At 38.8% G+C, this 12,796-nt stretch carries 13 protein-coding genes; 6 read left to right on the forward strand and 7 right to left on the reverse strand.

Annotated features, from left to right (window positions below; genetic code table 11):
• Positions 1–6: 6 nt before the first annotated feature.
• The gene (locus tag J2Z32_RS08740) at positions 7–978 is read left to right on the forward strand and encodes an ABC transporter permease (RefSeq protein ID WP_210088782.1); all 972 of its coding nucleotides are present in this window, start codon (positions 7–9) and stop codon (positions 976–978) included.
• Positions 979–995: 17 nt separating this feature from the next.
• Positions 996–1,916, forward strand: a complete 921-nt coding sequence (locus tag J2Z32_RS08745) for a carbohydrate ABC transporter permease (RefSeq protein ID WP_210088783.1) — start codon at positions 996–998, stop codon at positions 1,914–1,916.
• A gap of 174 nt (positions 1,917–2,090) precedes the next feature.
• On the opposite strand, the gene J2Z32_RS08750 is transcribed toward J2Z32_RS08745, so the two are convergent.
• Positions 2,091–2,870, reverse strand: a complete 780-nt coding sequence (locus tag J2Z32_RS08750; RefSeq protein ID WP_210088784.1) for a sulfite exporter TauE/SafE family protein — start codon at positions 2,868–2,870, stop codon at positions 2,091–2,093.
• Between the two features lie 106 nt (positions 2,871–2,976).
• Positions 2,977–4,437 carry an alpha-L-fucosidase gene (locus tag J2Z32_RS08755; protein ID WP_210088785.1) on the reverse strand — a complete coding sequence of 487 codons (1,461 nt, stop codon included), beginning with the start codon at positions 4,435–4,437 and terminating at the stop codon, positions 2,977–2,979.
• Between the two features lie 147 nt (positions 4,438–4,584).
• Between J2Z32_RS08755 and J2Z32_RS08760 the strand changes: the two genes are divergently transcribed.
• Together J2Z32_RS08760 and J2Z32_RS08765 are read left to right on the forward strand one after the other, a co-directional pair.
• A complete protein-coding gene (locus J2Z32_RS08760; protein ID WP_342453938.1) occupies positions 4,585–5,430 on the forward strand; it encodes an AraC family transcriptional regulator in 846 nt (281 codons plus the stop codon).
• A gap of 32 nt (positions 5,431–5,462) precedes the next feature.
• Positions 5,463–6,602, forward strand: coding sequence for an SMI1/KNR4 family protein (locus tag J2Z32_RS08765; RefSeq protein WP_210088786.1), 1,140 nt, complete (start codon positions 5,463–5,465; stop codon positions 6,600–6,602).
• A 255-nt stretch (positions 6,603–6,857) separates the two neighbouring features.
• On the opposite strand, the gene J2Z32_RS08770 is transcribed toward J2Z32_RS08765, so the two are convergent.
• The 4 genes from J2Z32_RS08770 to J2Z32_RS08785 form a co-directional block, all read right to left on the reverse strand.
• Positions 6,858–7,697 carry an AraC family transcriptional regulator gene (locus J2Z32_RS08770; RefSeq protein ID WP_210088787.1) on the reverse strand — a complete coding sequence of 280 codons (840 nt, stop codon included), beginning with the start codon at positions 7,695–7,697 and terminating at the stop codon, positions 6,858–6,860.
• Between the two features lie 117 nt (positions 7,698–7,814).
• The gene (locus J2Z32_RS08775; protein ID WP_210088788.1) at positions 7,815–8,420 is read right to left on the reverse strand and encodes a DUF2087 domain-containing protein; all 606 of its coding nucleotides are present in this window, start codon (positions 8,418–8,420) and stop codon (positions 7,815–7,817) included.
• 244 nt (positions 8,421–8,664) lie between these two features.
• The gene (locus J2Z32_RS08780; RefSeq protein ID WP_483414184.1) at positions 8,665–9,687 is read right to left on the reverse strand and encodes an HAAS signaling domain-containing protein; all 1,023 of its coding nucleotides are present in this window, start codon (positions 9,685–9,687) and stop codon (positions 8,665–8,667) included.
• The gene (locus tag J2Z32_RS08785; protein ID WP_210088790.1) at positions 9,687–10,031 is read right to left on the reverse strand and encodes a PadR family transcriptional regulator; all 345 of its coding nucleotides are present in this window, start codon (positions 10,029–10,031) and stop codon (positions 9,687–9,689) included. Before J2Z32_RS08785 ends, J2Z32_RS08780 begins: the two co-directional genes overlap by 1 nt.
• Positions 10,032–10,269: 238 nt before the next feature.
• On the opposite strand from J2Z32_RS08785, the gene J2Z32_RS08790 reads away from it, so the two are divergent.
• Positions 10,270–10,842: a histidine phosphatase family protein gene (locus tag J2Z32_RS08790; protein ID WP_210088791.1), complete on the forward strand. Its 573-nt coding sequence runs from the start codon at positions 10,270–10,272 to the stop codon at positions 10,840–10,842.
• Between the two features lie 27 nt (positions 10,843–10,869).
• The gene (locus J2Z32_RS08795) at positions 10,870–11,421 is read left to right on the forward strand and encodes an HXXEE domain-containing protein (protein WP_210088792.1); all 552 of its coding nucleotides are present in this window, start codon (positions 10,870–10,872) and stop codon (positions 11,419–11,421) included.
• A gap of 6 nt (positions 11,422–11,427) precedes the next feature.
• Here J2Z32_RS08795 and J2Z32_RS08800 read toward each other — a convergent pair whose 3' ends face one another.
• Positions 11,428–12,741 carry a hypothetical protein gene (locus tag J2Z32_RS08800; RefSeq protein WP_210088793.1) on the reverse strand — a complete coding sequence of 438 codons (1,314 nt, stop codon included), beginning with the start codon at positions 12,739–12,741 and terminating at the stop codon, positions 11,428–11,430.
• Positions 12,742–12,796: the final 55 nt, after the last annotated feature.

A 12,796-nucleotide genomic window follows, 5' to 3' on the forward strand; every position in this document is an offset into this window, starting at 1 on the left:
TGTGAAATGAAACAACAACTAAATCCTGTGGGCACGAAGGTTAGCTATGCTAAAACAAAAGCGGAGAAGAGAAAACTGTTTTTTAAACGATTAAGAGGACAAAAAGCATTAGCATTTATGTGTATTCCGTTTGTTATCTGGGCATTTGTTTTTAAATATCTCCCTTTATGGGGCTGGAGCATGGCCTTTCAAAAATTTAAGCCCTCCAGAAGCTTTTTTGAACAGGAATGGGTAGGGTGGCAGCATTTTAACATTTTATTTGAAGACAATACGTTTTATCGGGTGTTAAGAAATACGTTAGTGATGAGTATGATTAACCTTGTGTTAGGCTTTGTAACTGCAATTACGCTAGCGCTTCTGTTAAATGAGTTGAAAAATATTATTTTTAAGCGTGTGGTACAAACAATCAGTTATTTACCTCACTTTATTTCTTGGGTAGTCGCATCAAGCATCGTGCTTACGGTATTATCTCCTGACGGTATTGTTAATTTGCTTTTAATGAAGTTTGGCATTTTGGATAAGCCGATTTTGTGGATGGGTAAAGGGGAATATTTCTGGGGGATACTTGGACTCACTGAAGTATGGAAAAATGTAGGATGGAATACGATCATTTATTTAGCGGCCATTACATCTATTGACCCTGCACAATACGAGGCAGCGGAAATTGACGGTGCAAATCGTTTTCAGCGAATGTTAAAAATTACTTTGCCAGGGCTGAAGCCGGTCATTATCATTTTGTTAATTATGAATATGGGAAGTATTTTGGAATCAGGCTTTGAACCACAATACCTGTTAGGGAACGGCATGAATCTGGATTACTCCGAAAACCTAGATATTTTTGTATTAAAGTATGGTTTGGGGATGGGCAATTATTCCTTGGGGACCGCCGCAGGTATATTTAAAACGGTAGTCAGCTTTATTTTTCTATTCTCAGCCAATACGATCGCTAAAAAAATGGGTGAAAATAGATTATTTTAACAAGGAGGCCCTGAACAATGAAAGGAGCAAAAAAGAGACGTTCCCGTCATGTCAGCTTGGGGGATCGTGTATTTGATACCTGCAATATGATTGCCATGATCTGCTTAATGATCGTCACCTTGTATCCCTTTATTAATATGATTGCAGTTTCGTTTAATGATGCTAATGATGCGGTTAGAGGGGGCATTTACTTGTGGCCTCGGCAGTGGACCTTTGATAATTACAAGTATGTGTTTGGCGAATCAGATATTTATCATGCAACACTGATTTCGGCACTACGTACGCTCATTGGGACGGCAGTATCTGTATTTTGTACCGCAATGCTTGCGTATACGTTAAGTCGGCAGGAATTTGTATTACGAAAGTCTGTCACGATATTTTTTGTATTTACGATGTACTTTAGTGGAGGGTTAATTCCAAGCTATTTGCTTATTCGTAATTTGAATCTCATTGATTCCTTTTGGGTGTATATCGTGCCAGGTGTAATTGGTGTCTTTAATATGATTGTCATTCGCTCCTTTATCGAAGGCTTGCCAGAAGGGATTTTAGAATCTGCACGGATTGATGGGGCAGGCGAATTTGCAACCTTTGTGCGGGTGGTATTACCTTTAACGATTCCAGCAATGGCAACGGTATCCTTATTCGTCGCGGTAGGGCAATGGAACTCATGGTTTGATGTGTTTTTGTATAACTCGTCCAATACGAATTTGAGTACACTGCAATATGAGTTAATGAAAATATTACAGACGACCACCACCTCATCCACTACCTCGATCAGTGATATTTATCAGTCGGCAGATAACACAGCGGTTATGGTGACACCTACCTCCATACGAGCAACCATGACGATTATTGCGAGTGTGCCAATCTTAATGGTGTACCCATTCCTGCAAAAGTATTTTGTTCAAGGGATGACGCTTGGGGGCGTGAAGGGGTAACAATATGAGCGCGGTTGAAGTTTAGTAAGCTAGCTGCGAGTGTGCAGAGGACTAACAAATTAGATGAAGAGCTACAAGAAGCAGAGGAAGGGGCGTTAATCCATGTCTCCAAGTTTGCTTCTTGTAGCTTTTTAGAAGTAATGCTACTGATATGGGTTACCATAATAAGATCGATTACCATAATAAGGCCCAACCATTATAAATATTAATCATTAATACGACGATAACGACACATTGAAATACGAAGGCAACCTTTTGATCAGGAAGAATTATACTGCTTTTTGCACCTAATAACCCACCTACAATTGCTGCTGGAATAATATATAGGAGTACCGTCAGATCATAACGATGGAATCCTGTAGAAAGCCAGATCGTCACTAATTTAGATAGTTGGGAAAAGAAAATCGTGCAAATGGAGTATACGGTAGCTTCTTTAATTGGCATCGCAAACATGAGCATCATAAGTGAAACATTAATGGGCCCACCACCTATGCCTAGCAAACTTGCTAAAAATCCTAAAATTAGTCCACATAACACATACCAAATGATCGTATTAAGGTGATAGCTGTTCCACTCATATTTACTGTACAAAAATGCAAACAGTAACGTAAGGATTGTGATTATAATTTGGATAAGCTGTACCGTAGATGCATTGTTAAATCCCCATAATAAAAATTCAAAGACGATATTCCCTAACACCCCACCAGCTAAAGCTCCTATGGAAATCCAAATGATTTTTGTCCAGTTTAATTTCGTACCACTTTTTATTTGGCGTGAGGTAGATACGATTGACATTGTAAATACAGCGACAGTGGAGTAAAAGGAAATGGCAGCGACAGAGTGTGCGCCAATGAAGTCAAATACAGGCTTGATGATGACGCCACCGCCCATCCCTGAAATGGCGCCTACAGTGTTAGCTAATACGATTACGATAAAATATAAGATGCCAATCAAATTGCAATCCCCTTTACTAGCTGCAATATGTTATATGTAAAAGAGCAGGCAGTGATTACGTCTGCATTGCTCCCTTTTGTACATTCTCTGAATATATCTATAATAATTAATCTACTAATATTTTTAATACTACAGGCAAAGCGCTTTGATGCTCCGCAACATGGATGGTCAAGGCTTGCGCATTTCTCTCCCAATGGGTTTGTGAGCCGGAGCCAAGCACTTCAATATCTTTGATTACCCCATGAAAGTGTGGGGAATGCTCCCTCAACGATTTAATTGCAATCCTGCCATCCTCTGGGAAAACTAACACTGTTGCGTAAAGCGTGCTACCCTTAACGGTAAACCGGATATCTTGAGGGGTAAAGGTTTTTGGCTTGCCATCCGTAAACTGCCCTTCCTCAACCTGAGTTGGTCCTTCACCAAAGATGCGCCAGCAGGATGTGCTGTATATAGCCTCACCGTTCACTTCAAGCCATTTCCCTATTGATAGCAGTAATTCACGTTCTTCATCGGGAAGGGTACCATCGGCACGAGGGCCAACGTTAAGCAGGAGGTTGCCGTTTTTGCTTACAATGTCAACCAAGTCCTGAATCAGCTCACGTGAGGACTTGTATTCATTTTCAGGCGTATAACACCATGAATTGCGTGCCAAAGCGGTGTCAGTCTGCCAATAATAGGTTTTCATATCCGCAAATTGTCCACGCTCTACGTCAGGAACGGCACAGCCAAACATAAAGGCATCATGCTTGTAATTAATAATTCCCTTATATCCATGAGCAAGGGATTGATTATAATAATAAGCCGCCAGCTTTTTCAGATAAGGCTTAAAGGCGGTATGCTCAATCCACCAGTCAAAATATAGCACTTTAGGCTGGTAGTTGTCGATTAGCTCGCAACAACGAATGAGCCAGTCTTCAAGATATTCCTCGTTAGGGGCCGGCGTGGAATACAAGTCCTGATGGTCAGGCTCAGGCATGGACGGCCAATAAAAATCGCCAAGGGCAAGCGGCTCCTGAATGTCAGATTCAAATTCCTTGCCATGCGATAAGAAAAACCAATGCTCCGCACGATGGTTAGAGGTGGTGAACACCAAACCTTGCTCTTCAAATGCCTCTTTCATTTCCCCCAAAAGGTCTCGTCTTGGCCCCATTTCATAGGCATTAAAGCGCGATACCTCACTTTTGTACATCTGAAAGCCGTCATGATGCTCCGCAACTGGCATTACATAGTGGGCCCCCGCCTGCTTGAATAGCTCTGCCCATTCTTTAGGCTGAAAGTTTTCAGCTTGAAACATAGGAATAAAATCCTTGTAGCCAAAGCTGGTATGAGGGCCATACGTTTCTAAATGATGCTTGTATTCCTTAGTGTCTTGAATGTACATATTACGAGGATACCATTCATTCATGAAGGCGGGAACCGAATAAACGCCCCAATGGATGAAGATGCCAAACTTAGCCTGAGTATACCATTCAGGAAGCTGAAATTGGCTCAAGGATTCCCAATTATCTTGAAAGGGGCCTTGGGCAATGACTGCGTCAATCTTTTCTAAATAGGCTGATCTATTCATGATTACATCTCCGTTCATTGCTTTTTTTTACCTTTATAATGTTGTATGTTTATTGTATCAATGAAACGAAGGAGTCCATATGGAGGACATTAACTTTTGTATGTGCATTATTAACTGTATTAACTGTGCTAACAGTGAGGTGAACCTGTGAATAAGTCCCCTGCGTTGCGCAATATGCTTTCAAACCTAGAATTGGATTTGCTAGTGGCGCATTACAGTCAAGTGACACCCCAGTGGAGAGATATAGATTATTGTCCCGACTACAGTAAGCTTTACTTTATAACAGAAGGAACGGGATGGATTAGAATTAATGGAGAGGAATATTATCCTGAACCGGGTCAGCTTGTGCTGATGCCTGAGGATGTTGTGCAATCCTATTCTGTTGCTGAAGGGCAACCGTACCAAAAGTATTGGTGTCATTTTAATGCGAGGATTGGCCATCTGGAGGCATTTCGACAGCTTCGTATTCCGTATATTTGCACAGTGGTGGATTATGGACGTACTGAAAAAGTTTTTGCTGAACTAGTGCAATATGCAAATTCGGAAGAGGTGTGCTCTGGACTGTTAGCCAAAGTTAAGCTAATGGAGCTACTTTCCTATTACTTGCTGGAGCTTGCAGAGGGACAGATGGGTAAGGAGCAAATTACTATAAGAAATCGTACCGCCACAACTTGGTTGGAACCGCTCCTTCAATATATTCGCGATCATTTGGATCAGGATTTGACCATACAGGAATTAGCCACTCAAGTTTGCCTACACCCCAATTATTTTATTCGCATGTTTAAGGAGCAGATGGGTGTACCACCGATTCAGTATATTACCCGTGTTAAAATGGAGAGAGCTAAGGAGTTGCTGATGCAAACAGAGGGAAGTATAAGCGAAGTAGCATGCCAAGTAGGCTTTCAGGATTATTTTCATTTCTCCAAGCAATTTAAAAAGCTTGTGGGGATGGCGCCTACGGAGTATCGTAAATATGGACAGAACTTATATTAATTTCATTCAAACTCACTTGAAAGGGATAAGATATGATTAAAAAAATTTGGAGTGAATTTATAAATACACAATGTGGGGCTGATTCACCTAGTCCATTTGTGAAGCAAGTAGGTTTACGATTAGAGGAATTTAGTGCTTTGCATGATGGTAAAAGTCCCTATACGTTAAATAAGCCTATCACAACTGGGCAAGTAGAACAATTTGAGCGTAAGACAAAGGTAGACTTACCTGTGGATTATCGCGATTTTCTTATATATATTGGCAATGGTGGTACACATCATCGACCATTCCCTGTTGCTTTGTCTCATGCGAGTGATGCACTCCGTTCTTGTTTACAGTCTGAACCTGTAGATGAAACGTATATTGGTTTGCCCTTTGATCCACACAAATGTAGGCTTTGCTTCGATGAAGGTTTAGATGCAATTGATGATGAGATAGAGGACTATGAGCATGATAAGATGGTAGTTGAAGCATTTCATGGCACAATAACATTATATAATGATGGATGCGGTTATTATGATTTATTAGTTGTTGCAGGGGAACAAAAAGGTAAAGTATATGCCCTTGATACTTGTGCTGGTCAAGGGATTAGAGAAATCGCCGATTCCTTTGAAGCCTATTTTATGAATTTTATCAATTTCCAAATTGAAGAACGACGTGCACATAATGAGCATAATGATAAATTTGAAAGCGACATTAAAGAGGTTATACCAGGTGGTAACGTTCGCGATCTTATTGTAACTACCAAGAAGAATAAAAAAACCTTTCAATTTGAATATTTTGCGCCACAGGAGTTTCTTCGTGAAGGCGAGACATCTAAGCTTAATCAAGTGAACGATGTAATTACAATCTCCTTATTTATGGAGGATAAGTCATATAGTAGCGTAATTATTACCCCATTATTAGCTAATTCCTTGACTTCTGCATTAGAGGAAGCGAATACTTCCTCCGATTTTCTGTTAGTAGGTGAGCGCTCTGAGCATATCATCATTGGAAGAGTTAATCGACGCCTTGAATATGGTAGATTACAGAGTCGTACCCTTCCTGTATTTATTGAATCATTACAGCAGGAAATTTTAATTATCGTAGATGAAGAAATAGATTATCAGGTTGGGGTATGGTTGAAGATAAAAGGACGACTTAACGGCGAAATTTATAAATGTATCAGATAAATAAACTAGGCGAAACCCAAGTTTCGCCTCAGAAATATACCTCAATCTTGAAATCAGTGCTTGACCGCTAACCCAAACTAGCAAAGAGACAGAGGGATTCTGAAGATTGTCTTTTAAAATCATATTTCACCAATACATCTACTTCAATAAAAGGAATATGATTTTAACACAATCGCAAGAACGCTCTGAATCGTAGCTACCACCCTCTAGTCGCTGTCAAGTACTGATTTATGAATAGAGCCAGAATTATTTTGTTTATTTTTTCTGAACAGGTAACCAAATCTCACTTACATAATCATCGCTTTCAGTATCCCCATCGGTGTAATACTCAAAATCATAATCAGAAACTAATTCGTAGTCTGATTGTGGTAGCCACTCACGATAAATACGCTCCCATGTATCTTGAATCGCAAATGGTACTTTTCCCACACATTTAAAGACCGCCCATGTGTAAGCAGGAACACTTAGTATCTGAAACCCTGTAGGAATCTCTTTGTCTTGTTCATAAAAGCAACCAATTCCGTAGCGAAACTCATTACGTCCTGTTTTCGTTTCCTCGCAAATGCCTAGCGCTCCAGGTACTTGTTTAAATGAACCATCAGCAAAATATTGTGACCAAAACTTTGGAATTTCTTGTTCACTTGTATCTAATGTAAATATTTTTGTTTTTGCTAATACCTCAAACGACTCTTTTTGCTCAATTCGGTATTCCATTGGAATTCCACCTTCCAGCTTAATTTTTATGAGAAGGCGATTAAATGATTTTAGATTAGAGCCTGCGATCTTTGCTTGACTAGGCGCTATACCATGGAAGCGGGTGAAGGCTTTAGTAAAGCTCTCAGGCGTATCGTATCCATACTTTAATGCCACATCAATAATTTTTAGCTTGGACATGATCAACTCTTGCCCCGCAAGGGATAACCGCCGATTGCGAACGTATTCATACATCGTCATCCCTGTTAACAGGCTAAAGGCACGTTGAAATTGATAGTTGGAAATATAAATATGCTTGGCAACGTCCTCACATGTAAGCTCCATAAGTAAATGCGCCTCGATGTAATCTATCGCTTGATTGAGGTCTTTAATCCAATTCATGTGAACCACCTTCCTTCTATAAATAGCTTACTGGAATGCACAGTCATGTTCCTGTCCTAGCTTGCTTGGATTTGTCAGTATTGAGCAAAGTGAGGCTAGCTATAAACTTAAAATTGTTTACTTTAGTTGTGACCAGTGATGCCACATTTCAATTGGATTTATCTCATAAATCTCATTTTCTCTATACATAAAATGGTGAATAATAAATTCTCTACGGATTGTAGCATAATCGTCATGGTAATTTTGAATAAAAGCATTAATTTCTTGCTCAGTGTACTTTTGAGTATCATCCAATTTAGACACAAGGTATTCAAGTACAATCAGCTTTTTCTTTTGACTTGATGGAATATTTTTAAGCTTCTCATCAGGGGTAAAGAAATTGCGTATAACGGAATCGCGTTGTTTGATTTGCTCCTCAGTTAACATTATTTTTCCTCCATTCTTGTGGGTGCTTCGGTATATTAAGTTTGCTGTGGCATCTGCACTATTGTTAATAAAGTAGTGATTTAATGAGAAATAAATTGTATTTTTCTCACGGCGTTGATTAATAAGACTTGCTCCCGCTAGCTTTGCAACGTGATGCGTAATTGTTGCGGGTGTAACACCTAGCTTTTCTGCTATTCGCTGCCCATTAAGCTCTCCATCAGCTAGCAAAATCAAAATTTTGACTCTAGTAGGATCAGCTAGTGCTTTATGATAATTGACGATTTTATCTAATTGCATTGATCTGATTCCTTTCAATAACATGAAGTTAATTTAGTACATATCTAATTTAATAAATATCTAATTAGATGATTGTTAAATTAGATTCTAAAGGGTTAAGTGAACTTTGTCAATTAGTCAAAATAAAAATAGCCTTTTAAACCCTGAGAAAATGAGTTTAAAAGACTATTTTTTCACTTAGTTAATCACGATTTATAGCGTGTAATATGGCTGAAGTAAGCTGTTCATGCAAATGATTCAATTTTTATTTCTTTTTCTCTTTGATGAAAAGACTCACACATTCCCATACCGTAATTACAATGACGAGTATAGTTAAAATTATAATCATATTGTTCCCGTTTCTAACAGACTCAGGTAGATTTCTAAGGTTATTAATAAATGCGTTGCCGTTTCTAAAATCCGCACTAATTAGTGCTGAATCATTAAGCATCCATACCAGTAGTCCACCCATAAGTATGTTAAAAACCAGTTGGACACGGATTAATGCTTTATTCCAATATTGAACAATGTATTTCCATATAAAAATAATCATTTGGAATAGGACAAGAATTAAAAAGAATGGCATAAAATGCTGTAATCGTTCTGTATTTAATAAAGGAATAACCTGAGAAGTTCCTTCAGAACCTAAATTAATATAAATCGCAATTAATTGTGGTTGAAAATATAAGACAGAAGCTGTTAAGATCATCCAACACATTGAAGAAATCGTGCTGCTTCTTTTTATTTTTTTGTTGTCAGGGACTAAGTGAGGTAAATCTTTAATGGACCAGTTCCCTTCATTGGATTTTATAAGTCCCTTAACTGGAGACTTTTCTAGTAACCTACGCTCCAATACTACAAATACAAGCGTGACCCACAAGGCAACTTGAAGACCAGCTTCAATTACAACCCCAATGCCGTTGGTAATCACTTGTTGAATGATGACAGATAGATCAGTGGTTACATTAAGCTCAGGATTAGAAAATAATAAGCCAAGGAAGGTGACAAGAACCATAATTGGTAAAACAATGCTTAACACAAGCTTTAAGACCGAAATATATTTTCCATAATAGGCTGGGCCGATTAAATAACGTTGGTTAGGTTGATATTCCTCGGCCAGCTTCCAAGGATTACCTAGCTCCTGTAATACGTTGATCACATCGTTTTCCTCATAATGGTCAGTAAGCATATCCTCAATGTTCGCTCTTAATTCCTTAGCAACATCCTCCTTGGAACTTTCGGGTAATTCCTTTGTCACCGCGTAAATGTAACGTTCGATTAATTCCATCACTCATTCTCCTCCTGTAGCATCCGTTCTAACTGACTTGAAAGCAAATTCCATTCTCGTTTCAACTCTATATACACTTCCTTGCCTAACTCACTAAGAACATAAAACTTACGTGGTCTGCTTTCCGTTGTGTCCCATTCACTGATAAGTAGTTGCTGCTTCTCTAGCCTTCGTAAGAGGGGATATAATGTTCCAGCTTCAATCGGAGCCCCTTTATCCTCTAATTTCTGAATCAGGGAATATCCATATTCTTGCTCACGAAGTTGACTTAACACGAGTAATACCAAAGAACCACGCTTTAGCTCAACGGTGAAGGTTTTAATTAATTCTTCTGCCTGACTCAATACATCATCTCCTTGATTTCAATCATAGTGTATGTCGTACACTATTGTCAATAACACAATAATAATTTTATTGATAAATAGTATGTTGCCTAATGTTGAAAATAATATGGTGCATGATAATTTTTACTGAACATAAAAGTCCATTAATAATCTATTTGTCATTGACTTTAAAGCCAGCATAAATCTAAAGTAAGTTATATAATGTCATAAATATGAAATAGATAGGTTGGTGTTATTAGTGAAAACCAATGTATTTCTTGTTCGACATGCTCACTCTGTATATACACCTGATGAATTACATAGACCGCTATCAGAACGTGGCGTAAGTGATGCTAAGAAGGTGACGGAACAACTGAAAGGTGAAGGGATTACTGTATGTATATCAAGTCCATATCAAAGAGCAATCCAGACGATTGAGGGAATTAGTCAGGTTAAGAATCTTAAAATTATAATTGAAGAGGACTTTAGAGAAAGATTATTATCCGGGATTCCTGTGGAGGATTTTGCCTCGGCAATGAACAAAGTATGGGAGAACCCTTCTTTTTGTCTTGAAGGGGGAGAATCTAATCTTGTGGCGCAGGAAAGGGGAGTGGGGGCGCTTCATAATGTAATAAAGGCACATGCAGGAGAAAATATTGTAATTGGTACACATGGCAATATCATGATTTTGATCATGAACTACTTTGATCCGTCTTTTGACTTTACAGCATGGCAGCAACTAGATATGCCAGATATATATAAATTAAGCTTTAACGATGTGGAGTTAATAGAAATAACATCTGTATGGAGTAGGGAGAAGTCGCTAAGATAATCAAGATTTGGGGAGGGATTGAGCAAGATGAATACTTTAAATGAGACATTTATTTTAATTTGGTTTTTTCCAATTTTGTTTATATTTCATGATTTTGAAGAGATTATTTTTGTTAAGCCATGGGTTGAGAAAAATAAGGAGCATTTAAGAAAAAAATATCCCAAGCTAGCACAGAAGCTAATGCCACATTTTGAGGGAATAAGTACCTCAGCGTTTGCATTAGGGGTATTAGAGGAGTTTGCCCTTGCTACTTTTATTACGATTCACGCCTACCTATTTAATTGGTATTATGTTTGGATTGGTGCATTTATTGGTTTTACACTTCATCTTGTTGTTCATTGTGTTCAGGCGCTTGTAATTAGACGTTATGTTCCTGTGCTGATCACAAGTATCATTTGTCTTCCAATTTGTTGTTATATCATTGTTACCTTTATCAGATTAAACCCAATGACAGGGGGACAACTATTGTTAAGCAGTAGTATAGCTGTCCTTATCATTGTCGCAAATGTTTTTGTTATTCATAAAGGCATGGTGATTTTTGATAAATGGCTTGCTAAATTTCAATCTAGCAAAATGTAAGGTAACCTAAATTTCAGGAAAGCTCCAGCCCGCTAAATACTTCAAATCCTTTGCATTTGCAAACGAAACTGCATTAGGCGCAGGTAATGATGAGGATGGGCAAGTCATATTTCTGGCTACACGTCTGACCCAACTTGTCGAATCAATAGAAGCAACGCTAGTGTGCCTGCGTTCATTTTCACATGGACGAAACTGCATCTTTAAGTTTTCCTTTGTAGGCATTTCTTCTGTAACGCCATCCAGAAACTCAACTATAACACGATTATTTTTTGTTTCGTGGCAATACACCGTTATCCAAACACCTTCACGGATACGTATCGCATAAACATCCCCCGCTTCAGCAGGACCTTTACCAGCATCTGGTGAGGTTTTAGGCGCCTTGACCGTAGGCAGTCTTTTTTGCTCTAATGCGCCAATTAAGGTTTGTTTCAGCTCAGGCTGTGGCTGGGGTCTGTCCTCTAGCACAATATCGGAGGAATCAAATTGCTTAAAAATAGAGGTTAGTGTACTGTTATTAATTCCAATGGAGGAGTTCCACCAAGCAAGTGGAGCTTGCACCTCAACTCTTGTATTTGGACGTTCATCTCTTTTCTTATATGAAGTAAACGAAGTTGCCATCCCAGGATAATCTTCCGTATCCAATATGCCGATTAATGCTAATGTCTCTAGTAAACCTGTATATGCATATTTATTTTTAGTAGGGAGTAGTGATGCTTTTTTTAATATTGGTGTTACTTTGCTGTAGCGTGTGTCTAGTGGTAATCCACGTAAAACAGTAAGTATCGCACGAAAGGTCCACCTATCATATTCAGTTGGAGTCGGAACCTTTTCCTCATAAGCGAGTTCCCTCAATGCAAGCACACAACCAAATGGGTTCCCGTCAAGTGGAGTGCCACTTGTCATCCGCCAATACCACTGTAAACTTGTATCCACACTGCTACCTGTACTTAATCCGCAGATTTGACATGTTGCAGAAGAAGGGTAAGGGGTATATTCATGTTCTGGCATGCTCATTGCAAGGAGTTTTCCTGCTAACAGGGAACGCCAAATGATAGGTGCAGACCACAACGAGGCAACAAAAGCTTGGGCTACTTCCTCTAACGTCCAATGCTTTGCCAATTGTTTTAGCTCGCTGATCACCTCATCATGATTTGGTCTAACAAAATGATTAGGTGCATGTCCACAAGCAGCAAGCTGCTCAAGCTCTGCTTTGGTTATTGTGGAGGGGATGGCATGTACTGAAGCATCTTGATCAGCATCATAATTTGTTGCTTGATTATAAATTTGTTTTAATAGCCAAAGCTGATTTAGAACGTCCATGATGGACCCCCTTCTTTTAAAAAATAGATCATTTCCTCTACTTAACTTAGTAATA

This window comes from Paenibacillus turicensis (assembly GCF_017873435.1).
Taxonomy (GTDB): domain Bacteria; phylum Bacillota; class Bacilli; order Paenibacillales; family Paenibacillaceae; genus Fontibacillus; species Fontibacillus turicensis.